This window comes from Kribbella sp. NPDC026596 (assembly GCF_040638415.1).
GTDB lineage: Bacteria > Actinomycetota > Actinomycetes > Propionibacteriales > Kribbellaceae > Kribbella.
On the sequence record NZ_JBEZYF010000003.1, the window covers coordinates 54,486 to 72,961 of the forward strand.

An 18,476-nucleotide genomic window follows, 5' to 3' on the forward strand; every position below is an offset into this window, starting at 1 on the left:
GCTCTCCTCCCGACCGGCCGCTGCGACACTCGGTAATCTCACCGCAGCGAACAGGTACCTCCCGGCCCGGCGATCACGGCCCGCAGGCCCGGCTCACCAGCACTGACGGGCAGCTCCGCCCCGAGCACCTCGAGTACGGCGCTCACCTCGGCCGGCCGTGGATGTGTGGCGCTGAACTCGACCAGCTCGACCATCGGTAGCCCGGACGCGGCGGGATGGCGGCTCGTGCCCCAGTCGATCAGGAAGGGCACGACACCGTCGTACGGCGAGGGCTGTGCGACGGTCAGCCGCCAGCTGAGCACGTCACCGGCGGGGGTCGTCCGGGACATCGACACGATCGACCCGAGGTCCGCGCCCGCCTGCCGCGCGGCCTCCGCTGCCGACTCGATGTCGTCCGGGTGGATCGCCCAGGTGATCAGCCGCTCGCCCTCGAGCTTGTCGATGCCGAACGGCACGGGCTCGGTCGCCGGGCGTTCCAGGTCCGGCCCGATGATCTCGAGGTACGCCGTGGGACCGAGCCCGACGAGGTAGTTCCGGGTGCCACGGCCGTCGTGACGACCACCTTCGGCCGGTTGGACCCCGGTCGCCTCGGCGAACCAGGCGATGGTCGCGGCGAGATCCGGGGTGGCGAACGCGAGGTGATCCAGCATGCCCCCGACAGTACGACTTCCGTGGACCAACCATTTGAGACTCTCAGAACGTCAGGGCGGGTGAGGATGTGTCCGACGGAGGGGACTGGATGGGCGACGCCGTCATCGCGCAGGGCAAGCGCCGCATCCGCCGTCGGCGGGCCGGCACCCTTCTCGGTACGGCGGTCGTCGCGCTCGTCGTGGTCGCGGCCGGGCTGAGCGCGGTCCGGATGATCCGGGACGACGCGGAGCCCGCGGCCAAGCCACCCATCCCGTTCACCGAACGGCGTCCGACGTACGCTCTGAACGGCGTGATCCACTTCGGCGACGCGGAGATCTCGACCGGCACCACCCGCCTGGCGCGCTACGTCCAGACCGACGTCGGCTTCGTGTTCGCCGACCGCGACCAGATCAAGCTGGCCGACGGCCGGACCACCCGGACGCTGGCCGACGCTACGAGCGACAGCCCGGTGGTCGCATCCGGCGCGCTGGCCGGTTGGGAGGAGCCGACCACCAGCGGCACCCGCACGATCATCCGGGACCTCCGCACCGACGACGTCGTGTACCAGATCAACCGCCCGAGCGGGGCGCACAGTTCCCCACCGGCCCAGCCCACCGGCGGCCTGGTCGCCCTCGACGGCAACTCGGCGTACTTCACGACGACCGGCGGACTGTTCCGGCTGGACGTCCGCACGCACCTCGGACAGCTGATCCGGCCGTCGTACCCGGTGGTGGTCAAGTCCGCCCTGGCGGAGTTCAGCACGTACGCCTACCTGGACATGCCTCCAGAGGGCACCGGAAAGTACGTGGTCGCGACCGGCGGAACCTTGCGGGTGTACGACGGCCACGGCCGACAATATGTGATCGTCACCGGCGCGCAGCCGACGACGTTCGGGCAATGGCTGAACGACACCACCTTCACGGCCGCCGATGCGCCGGGGGGCGACCAACCCGTCAACCTGCTCAAATGCTGGGTGCCCGCAGGTCTCACGATGAGCTGTGGCATCGCGAAGTCCGCCATCGCTACCAACCCGCAGGACCTCACTTTCCCGTCGAACTGATCGCTCCTGCCAACCGCTTGGCCGGGCTCGGCGTCTAGGGAGTTGGGTCTTGTCGGCTTTGGAGGGCTGGAATGAGTGTGTCGCTGCTCGGGGGCTGGTTTCCGGTGCTGCTGGATGTCGTGGCCGCCGCGTCCCTGCTGGCCGCGGTGGGCTGGCGGGATGGGCAGTGGCGCCGGCGGACCGTCCCGCTGGTTGCGGGCGGCGCGGCGCTGGGGACGCTCATTGCGGCGTACCCGGGTGCACGACTGCTCGGGATCACCGATCCGCTGCCGTTCCGCGTGTGGCTCTGGTTCGGGCTCGGTCTGGCGGCGCTGATCGTCTTGGCCGCCGGGTGGCGTAGTGCCCGGTGGTGGCGGCGTGGCACGGCGGTCGTCGCGATCGCGCTCGCAACGCTGGTCTTCGCGAACCAGATCAACCAGTTTACCGGCTACTACCCGACCATCTCGGCCGCGGTGAACGACTTGACCAACACCCCGCTGCCCGGTCAGGAGTCGATGTCCGGGCTGGCTCACGGCACCGGTACGACGAAGCTCCCGCCGGCCGGACGGTTGGTCGCGGTGAACATCCCACCGGCGTACAGCGGCTTCCGGCATCGGCAGGAGCTCGTCTACCTGCCGCCGATCTGGTTCCGCGGACGTCATCGGCCGGCGCTGCCCGTGGTGGAGATGATCGGCGGTGAGCGCGGTGGCCCAGGTGACTGGGTCCGGCTCGGCAACGCGGTACAGGTCTCGGACGCGTACGCCCACCGGCATCACGGGTTCGCGCCGATCCTCGTCTTCACCGATCCGATCGCCAGGTTCGACAACGACACCGAGTGCGTGAACGGCCCGCGCGGCAACTCCGCCGACCACCTCGACCAGGACATCCCGCACTTCGTCGAGAACACCTTCGGCGCCTCGAAGGATCCCCGGCAGTGGGCCGTCGCCGGCTTCTCGATGGGCGGCACCTGCGCCCTCGACCTGGTGGTCGAGCACCCGTCGACCTTCACCCACTTCGTCGACATCTCCGGCGACCTGGCCCCGTACACCGGCGACCCGGCGCAGACCCTGTCCGACCTGTACGGCGGAAACGTCGCGGCCGAGCACGCGAACGAACCGCTCCTGGTGATGCATGCCCACGGCCCCTATCAGGGCGTGAACGGCCTGTTCCTCACCAGCACCGCCGAACTCACGCACCAGCACGAGGCCGCCGAGCTGTCCCGGGCGGCCGCCAAGGTGGGCATCTGGTCCCGGGTCCAGGTCTCCCCTGGCACTCACGTCTGGCAGTTCGCCGGTCCCGCGTTCGCCACTGCCTACCCTTGGCTCGCGAACCAGCTCCTTTCGAAACCAGCGAGGTCGACCAAACCGGCGTGATCCCCAGATTGCGGCGTCTCACCACCGCGCTCCTTCTCCTCGCCCTCGTCGCCACGACGGCCGGCGGCGGTGCGGTGGCAGGCGTCCGCACGGCGACCGCGCACCCCGGTCAGCTCGAGGTTGTTGCCCTCGGCGACTCGGTCACTTCCGGCACCGCCTGCAACTGTGCTGCTTTCCCCGCGATATACGGCGCTCTGCTCCACACCCGCACCGGCTCCGCAGTCTCCGTCGACAACCTGGGCGCCGGTGGCCTCGACAGCGCCGGCCTTCTCCGCCGGCTGGACCAACCCGACTCCCCCACCGAAGCAGCGACCTCCACGGCCGACGTCGTACTCGTCACCATCGGAGCCAACGACTTCGGCGACCACCACGACGACATCACCACCGGCCGGTGCACCGACACCGACTGCGTCGCCGACGAGCTCGAGCAACTCAGCGCCAACCTGCACCGGATCCTCGAACGGATCGGCGCCCTCCGCACCGGCCGCGCGACCACAGTTCTCGTCACCGGCTACTGGAACGTCTTCGAGGACGGCGAGGTCGCCCGCCGTACCTTCCCCGCCACCGGCCGCGCCGCAACCACCGACCTGACCCTGCGCGTCAACGCGATCATCGCCAACGTCACCACCGCGACCGGTGCGACCTACGTCGACCTCTACGCACCCTTCGAGCGCCCTGGTACGGACGTCACCGCCCTGCTAGCCCCGGACGGCGACCATCCCAACGCGGCCGGCCATCACCTGATCGCCCAACTCCTGGCGAACACCGGGTTGCCCAGGGCAACCTTCCACTGACGTCAGCCGGCGTCGGTGTCCGGGCTCGGGGCCGGCGCGACCGGCTTGTCGCTGGGCTGGTTCTCCGGGAAGTGGCACGCGGTCTGGTGCCCGGGGGCAAGCTGGAGCAGCGGCGGCTCGATGGTCTTGCAGATGTCCTGGGCCTTCCAGCAGCGAGTGTGGAAGCGGCAGGCGGGCGGCGGGTTGATCGGGCTGGGGACGTCGCCCTGGAGCCGGATCCGGTCCTGCTTGGCCTTGCGCTTGGTGTCGGGCACCGGGACCGCCGAGAGCAGCGCGACCGTGTAGGGATGCATCGGCTTCTCGTAGAGGTCGACGCGGTCGGCGAGCTCGACGATCTTGCCCAGGTACATCACCGCGACCCGGTCCGACACATGCCGTACGACGGACAGGTCGTGAGCGATCATCACGTAGGTCAGGTCGAACTCGTTCTGAAGGTCCTCCAGCAGGTTGACGACCTGGGCCTGGATCGACACGTCCAGCGCCGATACCGGCTCGTCGGCGACGATCAGCTTCGGCCGGAGAGCGAGCGTACGGGCGATGCCGATGCGCTGACGCTGACCGCCGGAGAACTCGTGCGGGTAGCGGTTGTAGTGCTCCGGGCTCAGGCCGACCAGCTCGAGCAGCTCCTGCACGGACTTCTTCACGCCCTGCTCGGTCTTCACGTGCTGTAGCTTGAACGGCGCGCCGACGATCTTGCCGACCGTGTGCCGCGGGTTCAGCGAGCCGTACGGGTCCTGGAAGATCATCTGCACGTCTCGCCGCAGCGGCCGCATCTGGCCCTCGCGGAGGTGGCTGATGTTCCGGCCTTCGAGCGTGATCGTGCCCGACGTCGGCTCCAGCAGGCGGGTCAGCAGCCGGCCGGTCGTGGTCTTGCCGCACCCGGACTCACCCACCAGCGACAGGGTCTCGCCGCGGGTGACGGTGAACGTCAGACCGTCGACCGCCTGGACGGCGCCGACCTGACGCTGCAGCAGGCCCTTGCGAATCGGGAAGTGCTTCACCAGGCCGTTGACCGACAGCAGTTCCTCGCCGATCTTCGGCGTGACAACGCCCGGGACGGCGGTGGGGTCGGTATTCGCAGTCGTCACAGTCGTCGTCCCGTTCACAGCTTCGGCTTGATGTCGGTCTCCCAGGCTTGCTTGCGCTGCTCCGGGGTCAGATGGCAGGCGACCATGTGACCGTCGCCGATGTCCAGCAGCTCGGGACGCTCGGTCTCGCTGGCGCCGCGGGTCAGGTGCGCATAGTCGCAGCGCGGGTTGAAGGGGCATCCGCTCGGCACGTTGATCAGGCTCGGCGGCGTGCCCTTGATCGGGATCAGTCGCTCGCTGCGCTCCCGGTCGATGCGGGGCATCGAGCCGAGCAGACCCCAGGTGTACGGGTGCTGCGGGCGGTCGAAGATATCCTCCGCGGTGCTGTACTCGATCGCGCGGCCGGCGTACATCACCTGGATGTCGTCGGCCAGCTCGGCGACCACGCCGAGGTCATGGGTGATGATGATGACGGCCGAATTGAACTCACGCTGCAGGTCCCGGATCAGGTCCAGAATCTGCGCCTGCACGGTCACGTCGAGTGCGGTGGTCGGCTCGTCGGCGATCAGCAGGTCGGGGTCGCAGGACAGCGCCATCGCGATCATCGCGCGCTGCCGCATACCGCCGGAGAACTCGTGCGGGTACGCGTCCACGCGCTTGTCCGGCTGCGGGATGCCGACCCGGTCGAGCATCTCGATCGCGTGCTTGCGCGCGACCTGCTTGCTCACCTGGTTGTGCACCCGGTACGCCTCGATGATCTGGTGCCCGACGGTGTAGAACGGATGCATCGCGGAAAGCGGGTCCTGGAAGATCATCGCCATCCGCTTGCCGCGGAGCTGCCGGACCTCCTCGCGCGTCGACGAGACCAGGTCCTGGCCGTCGAGGAAGATCTCGCCACTGATCTTGGCCGCACCCGGCGGGTTCAGGCCCATGATCGACAGGCTGGTCACACTCTTGCCCGAGCCGGACTCGCCCACGATGCCGAGCGTCCTCCCCCGCTCGAGCTTGAACGAGATCCCGTCGACCGACTTCACCACTCCGTCGTCGGTCGGGAAGTGCACTTTCAGATCGCGCACGTCGAGGAACGCCTCGCCTCGCTCGATCCGCTGCACGGTGTCTTGTTTCGGCTCGGTCACGAGATGCGCACCCTCGGGTCGACGACGGCGTACATGAGATCGACGATCAGGTTCGCCAGCACGATGAAGAACGCGGCGACCAGAGTCACGCCGAGCACCTTGGGCAGGTCGTTCGCCCGCAGTGCGATGACGGCGTACTGACCGATGCCGGGCAGCGAGAACGTCGTCTCGGTCAGGATCGCACCACCCAGCAACAGGCCGAGGTCCAGGCCGAAGATGGTCAGAATCGGGGTCAGTGTCGCCCGCAGGCCGTGGCGGGTCACCACGGTCCGTTCGGTCAGGCCCTTGGCCCGAGCGGTCCGGACGTAGTCCTCGTTCATGGTCTCCAGCATGCCCGCCCGGGTGAGTCGTGCATACGCCGCGGCGTACAGGAACGCGAGTGTGGTCCAGGGCAGGATCAGGTCGTAGGCCCATTCGAGCGGATTGGACGCGTCCATCGGGTTGGACCCGCCCTGCGCGGTCCAGCCAAGACCGTAGCTGAAGATCGACAACGCAAGCAGACCGGTGAAGAAGATCGGTAGCGAGACACCGGCCAGCGCCACCGACATCAGTGATCGGTCCAGCACCGATCCACGTCTGAGCGCCGAGATGACACCGGTGCCGACACCCGCGATCAGCCAGATCACGGCAGCACCGACCGCCAGCGATATCGTGACCGGTATTCGGTTGACAAGGTCCGGCCAGACCGGCTGCTGGGAGAGGAACGAGTAGCCGAAGCACGGCGCCGGGCAGTGCTCGGTGGAGGGACCGGTGTTGAAGTCCTGGCCGGCGACCAAGCCCTTGAGGAAGCGGCCGTACTGTACGTAGATGGGGTCGGTGAAGCCGAGCTTGACCGCCGTGTCGTGGATCTGCGCCTCGCCGGCGCTCTTGCCGACGTAGCGCGACGCCAGGTCGTCCGCGGTCGCGCCACCGAGCCGGGGCACCAGGAAGAAGATCGAGAACGTGACGGCCGTGACGATGACGAGCAGGAACACTGCCCCGATCACCCGGCGGACTAAGTATGCGAACACCTGGTCGGCGTGGTGGCCGGTGGTCCCTGGGGATCACCGGCCACCGCTAGCCTTCACCTACCTCTGGATGGGAAGTGTCGATCGGACGGCGGGCCGACTACTTCGGAGCCACGCCGAGTGCGGTGTAGTCGTACATGTTCTGGCTGTCGCTGATGAACACGTTCGTGAGCGTGTCCGGCCGGTACAGCAGACCCTTGGCCCAGATGCCCGGCAGGACGGCGGCCTGCTCCATGACCTTCTTGTCGACGTCGACCCAGATCTTCTCGCGCGCGGTCTTGTCGGTGGTCTCCAGGGCCTTGTCGATCAGCTGGTCCACCTCGGGGATCTTGATGCCGAGGTTCGTGTTACCACCGGCCGCCCGAATGACCCGGCTGTCCACGATCTGGCTCAGGAAGCCGAAGCCGTCCGGCCAGTCAGCACCCCAGCCGTACACGATCAGGCCGAGGTTGTTGGCCTTCGCGAAGTCCGGCTTGCCGGCGTAGAGCTTGGTGTAGTCACCGGTCGGGTACGGCTTGGTGGTCAGGTTGATGCCGACCCGCTTCAGCGACTGCTGCAGCGACTCCGCGGTCGCCTTCTCCTTCGGCCGGTCCGCGCGGTAGCTGATGTTGGTGCTGAAGCCGTTCGGCTGACCGCATGCCGTCAGCGCTTCCTTGGCCTTGTCCAGGTTGCCGTTCTTGTCGGTCTCGAAGCCGTAGTCGTCGAACTTCTCAGCGCCCGCGACCAGCGGCGGCATCAGGTTGGTGGCGATGTCACCACCGACCGGACCGCCGTACGCGCGCTGGTAGCCCTCGTGGTCGGCGGCGTACAGCACGGCCTTGCGGCAGTTGACGTTGTCCAGCGGCTTGACGTCGCTGTTCAGCACGGTGAACCACAGCCGGGGGGCTGCGGCGTTGTCGGCGTGAGCCTTGAGGTCCGGGTTCGCCAGCACCTTCGCCTGGGTCTCCGCGGTCACGCCGGTGCCTGCGATGTCGACGTCGAGGTCACCGGACTGCAGCCGGTTGTCGATGTCGGCGCTGTTCACGTTGTACGCGACGGTGATCTTGTCCGGCAGCGCCTTGCGGCCCGAGTCCGGGTCGGTCGACGGGTCGTACTGATCGTTGCGGATCAGCGCAATGCCCTTGTTCGGGTCGTTGCTCTCGAACTTGTACGGACCGGTGGCGATCGGGTGCAGCTGGTACTTCGTTCCGGTGTCCTTGGCCGCCGGCACCGGAGCGGTGGCCGGCAACTGGGCGAAGTAGTCGAAGCCGGCGAACGGCTTGTTCAGATGGAAGACGATCGTCTGGTCGTCCGGCGTCTCGATCGCCTTCGCGATGCCGGCGAGCGCCTTGTCCTTGTAGGGGCTGAAGTCCTTCGGGACATCCAGCAGGAAGTCGTTGAAGTACGTCGGGCCGTTCGGGAAGGTCGTCTTGTCCATCGAGCGCGCGACGGCGTACTTGACGTCCTTCGACGTCACCGGCGTGCCGTCCTCGAACTTCACGCCCTTGCGGATCTTGTAGGTCCAGGTCTTCGCGTTGTCGCTGGGCACGCCGAGGGTCTCGGCGAGGTCCGGAACGACCTCCGTACCGCCCCCGCCGGGAGCGGCCTTGAAGACAGTCAACGGCCGGACGTAGTTGCGGATGAGGTTCCAGGACAAGCCGTAGTAAGTGTCAGCCGGGTCCGTGGAGTCCCACTTCTCCGTGATGGCCATCCGGAGCGTGCCGCCCTTTTGGTCGGTCGGCTTGAACACCTTGCCGACGGCCGCGTTGTACTCGGCCTTGGTGGCACCGGCGGTGCTAGTGCCGCCCCCGGCGTCGTCGGAGCCCCCGCAAGCCGCGAGGCCCAGTGCGACGACCGCACTGACGGCTGTTGCCGTCGTGATGCGATTCCATCTCATCTCTTGTTGCACCCCTTTTTTCGTGAGAGCCAGGCTCCCTGGTTGGAGGTAGGTCTCAGTGCGAGCGTGGGTCGAGGGCGTCCCGCAGCCCGTCACCGAACAGGTTGAAGGCCAGCACCGTGACGAAGATGGCCAGGCCGGCAGGCACCATGTAGAGCGCATCGACCTGGTACCAGTTCGCGGCCCCGGACAGCATGTCGCCCCAACTGGAGGTCGGCGGCCGGACGCCGACACCGAGATACGACAGACCCGCCTCGAACAGCACGTTCGTCGGAATCAGCAGAGTCGCGTAGACCAGGATCGGTGCGACCAGGTTCGGCAGCAACTCGGTGAACAAGATGTACGGGCGCCGCGCGCCGAGGCTCCGGGCGGCGTCGACGAACTCCCGTTCTCGCAGCGACAGCGTCTGACCGCGGATGATCCGTCCGATGTACGGCCAACTGAAGAACCCGATGATGAAGACGATCAGCGCGACCCGCAACGAGTCACCCTCGAGGCCGAAGGCCGAGTCCGGGATCGCACCGACCAGGGCGAGTGCGAACAACACCAGCGGGAAGGCGAGGAAGATGTCCATCAAGCGACTGATGAGGGTGTCCACCACGCCGCCGAAGTAGCCCGCGATGACGCCCATCGCGACCCCGATCACCACCGCCACCAGAGTGGCCAGGAAGGCGATCAGCAGTGAGATCCGGGCGCCGTACACGATCCGGGCGAAGATGTCGCGACCGTTCACCGGCTCGATGCCGAACGGGTGGTCCCAGCTGATCCCGTTCCACTTGCCGATCGGCGTCTGCAGCGACGGGTCGACGAGGTCCTGGTGGAAGTCGTTCGGGGTGACCCCGACGATCTTGCAGATCAGCGGCGCGAAGATCGCGACCAGGATCAGCAGGATCACCACGACGCCGCCGGCCATCGCGACCTTGTCGCGCTTCAGGCGCATCCACGAGATCTGCCAGAGCGAGCGCCCCTCGATCTTGCGCACACCCGCGACGACGGCCTCCGGCTCGGCTGCCGACGATCCGGGTTCGACGTCGAGTGGGATAGTCACGCGATAGGTTCCCCTGCCTGATTCAGTACGGACCGATACGAGACCGGTTTGGCTGGCTGCCGCCTAAACCTGCCGCCATTACAGTGCGGAGTCAAACGCCGGAAGGGCTGCGTTGCCCGATCGTGATCGTCAGGAAATCGTCCCGTATCGTGGACAATCCGCAGTAAACCACGGGGCCACACCCACGGTCGCCGCCACCTCGCGAACCGTTACTGCCATGGCATCTTTGTGTCATTTCCGCAGAGCGGACAGATGCAGGAACGAGAGCGGGTCGACCGCGGCCGTGATGTTCTCCACATCCTTGCCCGCGACTACGGTGAGTCGCCCCTGCCAGCTCGGGATGACCGGCGCCTCCCGGGCCAGCACGCCCTGCAGCTGGCCGACCAGGTCGTCGCGCTTCAACCCGTTCTGCTCGGTGGCTTCCTGCTGCAGCAGCTTCGCGGCCGCCGTCGAACGGTAACCGTTCTGGAACGCTCCGTTGGTGGCGACGAACGGTGCGAGGTAGTCGTCCGCGTCCGGATACTGCGGGATCCAGCTCGCCTGGAACAGGTCGTACGCCCCGGCCCGGGTCAGCTGCCGGTACTGCGGCCACTCGGCGCTCCGCAAGGTGACCCGGAACAGCCCTGAGGCCTCGAGCTGCCGTTTCAGCTCGAGCACCTCGGCCTTCGCGCCCACGCCGTACTGCGACGGCGTCCAGCCGACCGTCAGTGGCACCGGCACGGTGATGCCCGCGTCCTTGAGGATCGCGGCGGCAGCCGTCTTGCTGGGCTGCATGTATTCGGCCTTGAACGCGTCGGTCTGCCCGCCGAACCCCGGCGGCACGACGGAGTACAGCGGCGTGACGTGGTCGCCGTACGCCTTCTTGGCGATCGCGGGGCGGTCGATCAGCTGGGCGACCGCTCGCCGTACCGCCGGTTGCCGCGCGATCGCGGACTTCATGTGGAAGGAGAAGAAGCGGATCTCCGCGTAGTCGGCCCCGATCACCTGGACCTGGTCGGACTTGCGCAGCTTGTCCAGCAGGCTCGGGCCGAAGCCGTCGAAGGCGAGGTCGGCCTTGCCGGTGGTGATCGCCTGGTAGAGCGCCGTGGAGTCCTTCAGCCGGTCGATCTCGACGCCGTCGTTCTGCGCGCCGCGCGGACCGCGGTACCCGGTGAACTTCGCCAGCATGATCTGCTCGCCCGGCTTGTACGCCGACAGCTGGTACGGGCCGCTGCCGATGGCCTTGGCCTCGAGCAGCTTGTTCGCCGGGTACGACTCCTCGTCCACGATCGACGCGGCGGTCGTGGTCAGCAGGTACGGGATCCGGGCGTCCGGGGTCTTCAGGTTGAACACCGCGGTCAGGTCGTCCGGCGTACTCACCGACTTCACCGAGCCGAACAGGCCGGCCGCGCCACCCGGCGTCTTCAGCCGAAGCATCCGGTCGATGCTGAACTTCACGTCCGACGAGGTCAGCTCGTGCCCGTTCGGGAAGGTCAGGTGCTCTTTCAGGCTGCAGGTGTAGGTCGTCGGCGAGTCGAACTGACAGTCCGCGGCGTCCGGCACGGGGGTCGGCTTGTCCGGGAGGATCGTCAGCAGGGTCTGGTACAGGTTCGCCTGCACGGTCCGCGAGGCCACGTCGTACGGTCCGGCCGGGTCGAGGGACCCGAGCGCGCCGGCGGTCACGAGCCGCAGCATCATCAGCTTCGGCGTCGGATCACCCGGGTGCGGCGCGTTGTCGTCCGGCTGACCACACGCGGCCAGCGACACGCCCAGCGCGCCGACCAGCGTCGCCTTCAGCGCGGTCGCCGTCCCCCGGCGCACCCACTCGATCACGACCCCACCCTTCCCCAGCCCGATACCCCGTTCAACGCCCCCGAGGGCCCCAAGTGACGGTACTTGGTCAACGGAGCAGGTCGCGAAGGGACTCCGGGGTGAGCGGCTCGAGGGACTTGACCACGAGCCGGCGGGGCGCTTCCGGAATGGTCACCCACTGCGGTACGGCGACGACGTACGCGCCGGCCGCCGTACCGGCCTCGGTGCCGGTGACCGAGTCCTCGATCACCACACAGCGCGCCGGGTCGACGCCGAGCTTGGCCGCGGCGGTCAGGTACGGCTCCGGGTGCGGCTTGCCCAGCGTCACCTCGTCACCCGCGACGATCACGTCGAACGGCTCCGGCGGCAGGTGGCCGAGCACGGCGTCGATCATCACCCGGTACGACGCCGAGACCAGCGCGCACGGTACTTCTTCCTTGCGCAGCGCCCGCAGCAACTCCATCGCGCCCGGCTGGAAGTGCACCTCCTGGCGGAGCGACTCGACCACCTCGGAGAACATCCGGTCGGCCAGCTCCTCCGCGGTGATCGCACCGGCCGGGATCCGCGACATCCACACCCGCACCGCGTCCCGCAGGTCGCTGCCGATCAGCCCGATGCTGTCCTCGACCGTCCAGGTCGCGCCGAGCTCGGCCAGCAGCCGCAGCTGTACCTCCGCCCAGACCTTCTCGGAGTCGACCAACGTCCCGTCCATGTCCCACAGCACCGCTTGCAGGGGTGGCAACTCCAGCTCCTCCGTCAGACTCAGCCGAACACGTCCGTCCAGTTTCCCGTGCCGCTCCAAGTCCGGACAAATCGCGTCTCACCGACACGGTGTGCCGGACGTGAAACCCGGCGCAGCGAGCCGGTGGACCACGTAGGCTGGCAGTTCGGTTTCCGGCGACCCCGCCGGATGGCTACTAGAGACGACAGGGGGCCTGCGAGTGGTTGACCTCGCGAACCTGAGGGACCCGGTCGTGATCGCCGCGTTCGAGGGCTGGAACGACGCAGCCGAGGCGGCCACCGGAGCGGTCGACCACCTGATCGACGAGTGGGACGCGGAGCTCGTCACCGCGATCGACCCCGAGGACTACTACGACTTCCAGGTGAACCGGCCCCAGGTCGGCTTCGACGAGGACGGCGTACGGCGGCTGACCTGGCCGACCACCCGGGTGTACGTGGCCCGGCCCGAGGACACCGACCGGGACGTGCTGCTGATCCGCGGCATCGAGCCGAACATGCGGTGGCGCGGTTTCTGCCAGGAGCTGCTCGAGGTCGTCGACGAGTCGAACGCGCAGATCGTCGTCGTGCTCGGCGCCCTGCTCGCGGACTCGCCGCACACCCGGCCGATCCCGGTCTCGGCGAGCTCGTCCGACCCGGAGCTGAACACGTCGTGGAGCCTCGAGCCGTCGACCTACGAGGGCCCGACCGGCATCACCGGTGTCTTCGCCGACCTCTGCGGGACTCTCGGCGTACCGTCGGTGTCGATCTGGTCCGCGATCCCGCACTACATCGCCGGCACCCCGTGCCCGAAGGCGTCCCTCGCGCTCCTCGGCAAGGTCGAGGCGCTGCTGGACCTGCCGATCCCCGAGGGTGAGCTCCCCGAGCTGGCCCGAGCCTGGCAACGCGGTGCCGACGAACTCAGCGAAGAAGACCCGGAAGTCGCCGAGTACGTGCACTCCCTCGAGGAACAACGCGACACCGCCGACCTCCCCGAAGCCACCGGCGAGGCCATCGCCGCCGAATTCGAGCGCTACCTGCGCCGCCGCAACAAAAACCACCCCAGCGACTAGCCACTCCCCGGCAAAGCCCGCACAACTCCGGGGGCCTTGGACAACTTCCGGGGGCCAAAGACAAGTTATTCCCTGTCTCCGGCCCCCGGTCCATGTCCAAACTCCCCACCCACCGACGAGCGTCCTCCCCCGGCGACCGCATCACTCGGTGGATCAGCTGGTGGGCAAGTCTCGGGCGGCGGCGGTGATGACGTCGGTCAGGACTGCTCGGGAGGTCGTGAGATCCGCGATCAGGCGGTCTATGCGGTCGCGTTCGGCGGTTAGTTCGGTGACCAGTTCCGGGGTGGCGCGCTCGTTGGGGCCGCCGTCGGGGTCGCGCATGCAGGGGAGCAGCTCGGCGATCTTGCGGCTGTGGAGGCCGGCGGCGTACAGCTCCTGGATCAGGATCACCCGGTCGACCGCGCGTTCGGCGTACTCGCGTTGTCCGCCGGGGGTCCGCTCCGACACCAGCAGGCCCTGCTGCTCGTAGTACCGCAGCGACCGCTCGCTCACAGCGGTCCGCCGGGCCAGTTCACCGATCCGCATCGCCGATCCCCCAAGCACTTGAACCTGACACTGATGTCAGATTTTACCGTGCCGGTATGACGCTCTTCGACTACAGCCCGATCACCGAACGCCCGCGCCTCACCTGGCCCGACGGCAAGCGAGTCGCCTTCTACGTCGGCCTCAACCTCGAGCACTTCCTCCCCGACGAACCTTCGACCAGCATCCGGCCGCTCGACCTCAAACCCGACCCGCTGAACCACGGCTGGCGCGAGTACGGCGCCCGGGTCGGCGTCTGGCGCACCATCGACATCCTCGACCGGCACGGCATCCGGGCCAGCGCGTTGCTGAACTCGATGGTTGCCGAGCACAACCCACAGATCATCAAGGCCGGCGTCGAACGCGACTGGGCCTGGCTCGCGCACGGCTCGACCAACTCGATCCTGCACACCGGCTACGCACCGGACGAGGAGCGCCGGATCCTCACCGAGATCACCGGCACCATCGAGACCGCCACCGGCCACCGCCCGAAGGGCTGGATGGGCCCCGGCCTCACCGAGACCCACAACACCCCGGAACTGCTGGCCGAGCTCGGCTACAACTACGTCCTCGACTGGACCAACGACGACCAGCCCTACCGGCTGAACGTGCCCGGCATGCTCAGCGTCCCGTACACCGTCGAGCTCAACGACCTCGGCCTCTTCCTCCGCGGCCTCACCGGTCCCGACTTCCTCCAGATGGTCAAGGACCAGTACGACGTACTCCGCGCGGACTCCGAGCACACCGGCCGGGTGATGGCGCTGGCGCTGCACCCGTTCGTCATCGGGCAGCCGTTCCGGGCGAAGTACCTGGACCTGGCGCTGGAGTACATTGCGTCTCAGAGCGACGTCTGGCTGACGACGAGTGACGACATTGCCGCACACTATGTGACAACGTGACTGTGTCACCAACAGTGGCGCAATGGTGGTGATCGGCCTATTCTCGACCGGACGACGGGCACGGGGATCACGGGGAGCACGGACATGCGCGACGAGCGGGGCGGGAGCTCGGTCCCTGCCTTGGCTGTGCTCGTCCTGCTCGGCGTCGTCGCGGTGGTCGGAGTGTTCGGCGGCAAGAAGCACGACGACGTCGACTTCGCCACGCTGACAGCCTCGACGACCGCGACCACGATCACCACCGCGCCACTCGACACCCAGCCGTTCGCCGGCACGGACGGGTTGGTCGTGCACCCGCGGGCAGAGACCGCGCTGTACAGCGCACCGGACGCGGACCCCTTCGGCAAGATCGGGCCGACGCAGTTCGGGCCGACCTGGCTGCCGGTGGTGGAACAGACCGACGGCTGGGTGCGGGTGCTACTGCCGTCCAAGCCGAACCGCTCGACCGGCTGGCTGGCGGACGAGGATCTCGACCGTGCGTCCTCGTCGTACCTGATCCGCGTGCACACCAGCTCGCGCACCATCGAGTTGTTCCAGCAGAACAAGCGGCTCGGTGAATGGAAGGCCGGCGTCGGTGCGAAGAAGACACCGACACCACCCGGCCGCACGTTCCTGCTCGGCTCGAGCAGACCAAGCGCTCGGACGGATCGTTCACGATCACCGGCCTGACGATCGACCTCGGCGGCGGTACGCAGGTCATCCGCCTCGCCTCGGCCACGTGCGCCAAGCCCGCGGCGAAGCCGAAGCCCACGCCGAAGCCGACCCACCCGAACAACCCTGCTCCCGCGCAGCTCGACACACCGCCGGCTGCGCCGGTCCCGACGCCGGTCAAGACCCACCAGCCGGTGACTGGCTAGAGCTTTACTCCGAGGAGCGCGTCCACGGCCTGGGCCACCAGGCCGGGCGCCTCCACGTCGTCCCCGTTGGTAGCAGCCCAGGTGTCCACGGCCGACAACGCCGCGACCGTGTCCAGGTCGTTGGTGAGAGCCGCGCGTACGGCGTCAACCGCGGCGGCACCGTCGGGACCCGAACCGCGGCCGATCGCGCCGCGCCAGACGTCCAGGCGCTCCTGCGCGTCGAGCAGATCGGACGAGGTCCAGAACCAGTCCGTGCGGTAGTGATGCGTGAGCAGCGCGAGCCGGATCGCCATCGGGTCGGCACCGGCCAGGCGTTCCTTCGACACCAGCACGAGGTTGCCCTTGGACTTGGACATCTTCTCGCCGTCCAGGCCGACCATCGCCTGGTGCACGTAGGCCCGCGCGAACGGGTACTGCCCGGTCGCCACCTGCGCACCGCTCGCGGACATCTCGTGGTGCGGGAAGATCAGGTCCGTCCCGCCGCCCTGGACGTCGAACGTCATGCCGAGATGCTCGAGCGCGATCGCCGAGCACTCGACGTGCCAGCCCGGGCGGCCGCGGCCCAGTGGCGAGTCCCACGCGGGCTCCCCCTCGCGTTCGTGCCGCCACAGCAGGCTGTCCAGCGGGTCCCGCTTGCCGTCGCGATCGGGGTCGCCGCCGCGCTCGGCGAACAGCTCCCCCATCGTCTCGCGGTCGTACCCGGACACGCTGCCGAAGGCCGGATCCGCCTTCACCGCGAAGTACAGGTCGCCGTCGACCGAGTAGACGGCGCCGGCCCGCTGCAGGTCCTCGACCGCCTTCGACACCAGGTCGATCGACTCGACGACGCCGATGTAGTGCTGCGGCGGGATCACCCGCAAGGCGGTCATGTCGTCGCGGAACAGCTGGATCTCGCGGTACGCCAGCTCGGTCCAGTCGATACCGGTCGCGGCCGCCCGCTCGAGCAGCGGGTCGTCGACGTCGGTGATGTTCTGCGTGTAGTGGACCTCGTACCCGGCATCCCGCCAGAGCCGGTTGACCAAGTCGAACGTCACGTACGTCGCCGCGTGTCCCATGTGGGTGGCGTCGTACGGCGTGATGCCGCACACGTACATCCGCGCCGTACCGCCGTCAGCCGGCGGCACCTCGACCAATCCAGCCGAGGCGGTGTCGTAGAGGCGCAGCCGCCGTGCCGGGCCCGGCACGACCGGGATGTCTGGTTTAGTCCACGCCTGCATGTGTCGGAGCTTATGCCAGTCCGCTTTTCAACGAGGCAACACGGTTCCATTCCCCGGTCCCCCGTGCACCCCGCCACAGCATGAGGTATGCAAGACCGCTCAGAACGCGGGCCAGGGGATGGCGGGCCAGTCGTCGCTTGGTAGGGGGAAGGTTCCGGTCTTGAGCAGGGACGAACAGCGTTCTCGGGTCGCGGTGAGTTCGACCGTGGTGATCAGCTCGCTCAGCTGCTGACCGAGTCCACCCGCGAGCTGGTCGGCCAGCCGCCGTACGTCGTCCAGCAGGTCGGGCGGGATCGGATCACCGGCCCAGCCCCACAAGACCGTCCGCAACTTGTCGTCGGCGTTGAAGGTGACGCCGTGGTCGACGCCGAACACCCGGCCGTCGCCGGGGTTCAGCACGTGGCCGCCCTTGCGGTCGGCATTGTTGACCACGGCATCGAACACCGCCATCCGGCGCAGCACGTCATTGTCGGCGTGAACCAGCGTGACCGGGTTGTGCCGCCCGTCGAGCGCGTCGAGGACACCGACCCAGCCCTTCGGCACCCGGCCCTGCGGGACGATGTCGACCAGCTCGGTCTCCCCCGGCGCGGCCTCGGCCTCGTCGATCCACAACTGCACCATGCCCTCGCCGAGCGGCCCGTCACGCAGCAGCGTCGGCGGCACCAGTGACCAACCGAGCGCCTCGGAGACGACGTACGCCGCGAACTCGCGCTGGGCCAGCGTGCCGTCAGGGAAGTCCCACAGCGGCCGCTCCCCCTGGACCGGCTTGTAGACCACGGTCGCGGACTGGTCGCCGAGGCTCACCGATCCCTGGAAGGTGCCGTTCGACGCGGCCACCAGGCGGCCGTGCAGGGACAGCTCCCCGGTGGCGAGCAGGTCCGGATCGGTCATTCCGGCAGGTGCCTGCGGTAGCCGTTGGCGCGCGGGCAGATATGGCCCTCGGCGTCGATGGGCCGGCCGCAGAACGGGCAGCTCGGCCGGCCGGACGCGACCAGCGCCACCGCCCGCCGGGCGAACGCGCGGGCCTGCTCCTCGGTGATCCGGACGATGAACACCTCGGCGTCGTCGGACTCCAGCGCGGCCGCCACCGGGTCGGTCTCCTCCAGGTCGGCCTGCTCGCCGGTGACGACCGCGAACACCTCGATCACCACCCGCTCGGCGTCGGCCTCCCAGGCCAGCGTCATGGTGCCGGCCCGGAACTCCTCCTCGATCGGCTGCTCCAGCGGATCGGTGTCGTCCACGGGTCCGGGCGTGACCGGATCGCGGTCGAACCGCCGGGCGACCTCGTCCAGCATCACGTCCAGCCGCTCCGCGAGCGCCATCACCTGTTCCTTCTCACAGGCCACCGAGGTCAGCCGGACGCCGGCCCGGGCCTGTAGGAAGAACGTCCTCGCACCGGGTTCCCCCACGGTGCCGGCGACGAACCGATCCGGTTCGTCGTACGAATGAACAACGCGCGCCATGTCTAGACC

The 18,476-nt window shown here is 68.3% G+C and carries 18 protein-coding genes; 6 read left to right on the forward strand and 12 right to left on the reverse strand.

Annotated elements, in window-relative coordinates:
- Positions 1-38 precede the first annotated feature (38 nt).
- Positions 39-650 (reverse strand): VOC family protein, encoded by a 612-nt coding sequence (locus tag AB0E63_RS03065; RefSeq protein ID WP_360360452.1) that lies wholly within the window; start codon positions 648-650, stop codon positions 39-41.
- Between the two features lie 68 nt (positions 651-718).
- On the opposite strand from AB0E63_RS03065, the gene AB0E63_RS03070 reads away from it, so the two are divergent.
- From AB0E63_RS03070 to AB0E63_RS03080, 3 genes are all read left to right on the forward strand, one after another.
- Positions 719-1,690 carry a hypothetical protein gene (locus AB0E63_RS03070; protein ID WP_360360455.1) on the forward strand — a complete coding sequence of 324 codons (972 nt, stop codon included), beginning with the start codon at positions 719-721 and terminating at the stop codon, positions 1,688-1,690.
- A 71-nt stretch (positions 1,691-1,761) separates the two neighbouring features.
- On the forward strand, positions 1,762-3,042 hold the full coding sequence (locus AB0E63_RS03075; RefSeq protein ID WP_360360458.1) for an alpha/beta hydrolase-fold protein: 1,281 nt from the start codon (positions 1,762-1,764) through the stop codon (positions 3,040-3,042).
- Positions 3,039-3,836 (forward strand): SGNH/GDSL hydrolase family protein, encoded by a 798-nt coding sequence (locus AB0E63_RS03080; protein WP_360360461.1) that lies wholly within the window; start codon positions 3,039-3,041, stop codon positions 3,834-3,836. Before AB0E63_RS03075 ends, AB0E63_RS03080 begins: the two co-directional genes overlap by 4 nt.
- Positions 3,837-3,838: 2 nt before the next feature.
- Here the strand turns inward: AB0E63_RS03080 and AB0E63_RS03085 are convergent, their stop codons facing one another.
- From AB0E63_RS03085 to AB0E63_RS03115, 7 genes are all read right to left on the reverse strand, one after another.
- Positions 3,839-4,924 carry a dipeptide ABC transporter ATP-binding protein gene (locus AB0E63_RS03085; protein ID WP_360360464.1) on the reverse strand — a complete coding sequence of 362 codons (1,086 nt, stop codon included), beginning with the start codon at positions 4,922-4,924 and terminating at the stop codon, positions 3,839-3,841.
- 14 nt (positions 4,925-4,938) lie between these two features.
- Entirely contained in the window at positions 4,939-6,000 is a 1,062-nt protein-coding gene (locus AB0E63_RS03090; RefSeq protein WP_360360467.1) for an ABC transporter ATP-binding protein, read from the reverse strand.
- Positions 5,997-7,010, reverse strand: coding sequence for an ABC transporter permease (locus tag AB0E63_RS03095; protein WP_360360470.1), 1,014 nt, complete (start codon positions 7,008-7,010; stop codon positions 5,997-5,999). Before AB0E63_RS03095 ends, AB0E63_RS03090 begins: the two co-directional genes overlap by 4 nt.
- 97 nt (positions 7,011-7,107) lie before the next feature.
- Positions 7,108-8,883, reverse strand: coding sequence for an ABC transporter substrate-binding protein (locus AB0E63_RS03100; protein WP_360360473.1), 1,776 nt, complete (start codon positions 8,881-8,883; stop codon positions 7,108-7,110).
- A 55-nt stretch (positions 8,884-8,938) separates the two neighbouring features.
- On the reverse strand, positions 8,939-9,931 hold the full coding sequence (locus AB0E63_RS03105; RefSeq protein ID WP_360360476.1) for an ABC transporter permease: 993 nt from the start codon (positions 9,929-9,931) through the stop codon (positions 8,939-8,941).
- A 231-nt stretch (positions 9,932-10,162) separates the two neighbouring features.
- The gene (locus tag AB0E63_RS03110; RefSeq protein WP_360360479.1) at positions 10,163-11,743 is read right to left on the reverse strand and encodes an ABC transporter substrate-binding protein; all 1,581 of its coding nucleotides are present in this window, start codon (positions 11,741-11,743) and stop codon (positions 10,163-10,165) included.
- Positions 11,744-11,810: 67 nt separating this feature from the next.
- Positions 11,811-12,464: an HAD family phosphatase gene (locus AB0E63_RS03115; protein ID WP_360360482.1), complete on the reverse strand. Its 654-nt coding sequence runs from the start codon at positions 12,462-12,464 to the stop codon at positions 11,811-11,813.
- Between the two features lie 199 nt (positions 12,465-12,663).
- Between AB0E63_RS03115 and AB0E63_RS03120 the strand changes: the two genes are divergently transcribed.
- Positions 12,664-13,512, forward strand: coding sequence for a PAC2 family protein (locus AB0E63_RS03120; protein ID WP_360360485.1), 849 nt, complete (start codon positions 12,664-12,666; stop codon positions 13,510-13,512).
- Positions 13,513-13,665: 153 nt separating this feature from the next.
- Here the strand turns inward: AB0E63_RS03120 and AB0E63_RS03125 are convergent, their stop codons facing one another.
- Positions 13,666-14,037, reverse strand: coding sequence for a MerR family transcriptional regulator (locus AB0E63_RS03125; protein ID WP_360360488.1), 372 nt, complete (start codon positions 14,035-14,037; stop codon positions 13,666-13,668).
- Positions 14,038-14,093: 56 nt separating this feature from the next.
- On the opposite strand from AB0E63_RS03125, the gene AB0E63_RS03130 reads away from it, so the two are divergent.
- Together AB0E63_RS03130 and AB0E63_RS03135 are read left to right on the forward strand one after the other, a co-directional pair.
- Positions 14,094-14,933 carry a polysaccharide deacetylase family protein gene (locus tag AB0E63_RS03130; protein ID WP_360360491.1) on the forward strand — a complete coding sequence of 280 codons (840 nt, stop codon included), beginning with the start codon at positions 14,094-14,096 and terminating at the stop codon, positions 14,931-14,933.
- A gap of 84 nt (positions 14,934-15,017) precedes the next feature.
- On the forward strand, positions 15,018-15,599 hold the full coding sequence (locus AB0E63_RS03135) for a L,D-transpeptidase (protein WP_360360494.1): 582 nt from the start codon (positions 15,018-15,020) through the stop codon (positions 15,597-15,599).
- Positions 15,600-15,783: 184 nt separating this feature from the next.
- Here the strand turns inward: AB0E63_RS03135 and mshC are convergent, their stop codons facing one another.
- From mshC to AB0E63_RS03150, 3 genes are all read right to left on the reverse strand, one after another.
- A complete protein-coding gene (mshC, locus tag AB0E63_RS03140; RefSeq protein ID WP_360360496.1) occupies positions 15,784-17,004 on the reverse strand; it encodes a cysteine--1-D-myo-inosityl 2-amino-2-deoxy-alpha-D-glucopyranoside ligase in 1,221 nt (406 codons plus the stop codon).
- Between the two features lie 99 nt (positions 17,005-17,103).
- On the reverse strand, positions 17,104-17,895 hold the full coding sequence (locus AB0E63_RS03145; RefSeq protein ID WP_360360499.1) for an SCO1664 family protein: 792 nt from the start codon (positions 17,893-17,895) through the stop codon (positions 17,104-17,106).
- Positions 17,892-18,467: a DUF3090 domain-containing protein gene (locus AB0E63_RS03150; protein WP_360360502.1), complete on the reverse strand. Its 576-nt coding sequence runs from the start codon at positions 18,465-18,467 to the stop codon at positions 17,892-17,894. The genes AB0E63_RS03145 and AB0E63_RS03150 overlap by 4 nt, the downstream gene beginning before the upstream one ends.
- Positions 18,468-18,476: the final 9 nt, after the last annotated feature.

Excerpts from the sequence above, each read along its gene's own strand:
- AB0E63_RS03065 (WP_360360452.1), bottom strand. The coding sequence starts at position 650 with ATGCTGGATCACCTCGCGTTCGCCACCCCGGATCTCGCCGCGACCATC.
- AB0E63_RS03075 (WP_360360458.1), top strand. The coding sequence starts at position 1,762 with ATGAGTGTGTCGCTGCTCGGGGGCTGGTTTCCGGTGCTGCTGGATGTC.
- AB0E63_RS03100 (WP_360360473.1), bottom strand. The coding sequence starts at position 8,883 with ATGAGATGGAATCGCATCACGACGGCAACAGCCGTCAGTGCGGTCGTC.
- AB0E63_RS03125 (WP_360360488.1), bottom strand. The coding sequence starts at position 14,037 with ATGCGGATCGGTGAACTGGCCCGGCGGACCGCTGTGAGCGAGCGGTCG.
- AB0E63_RS03130 (WP_360360491.1), top strand. The coding sequence starts at position 14,094 with ATGACGCTCTTCGACTACAGCCCGATCACCGAACGCCCGCGCCTCACC.
- AB0E63_RS03135 (WP_360360494.1), top strand. The coding sequence starts at position 15,018 with ATGCGCGACGAGCGGGGCGGGAGCTCGGTCCCTGCCTTGGCTGTGCTC.
- mshC (WP_360360496.1), bottom strand. The coding sequence starts at position 17,004 with ATGCAGGCGTGGACTAAACCAGACATCCCGGTCGTGCCGGGCCCGGCA.
- AB0E63_RS03145 (WP_360360499.1), bottom strand. The coding sequence starts at position 17,895 with ATGACCGATCCGGACCTGCTCGCCACCGGGGAGCTGTCCCTGCACGGC.
- AB0E63_RS03150 (WP_360360502.1), bottom strand. The coding sequence starts at position 18,467 with ATGGCGCGCGTTGTTCATTCGTACGACGAACCGGATCGGTTCGTCGCC.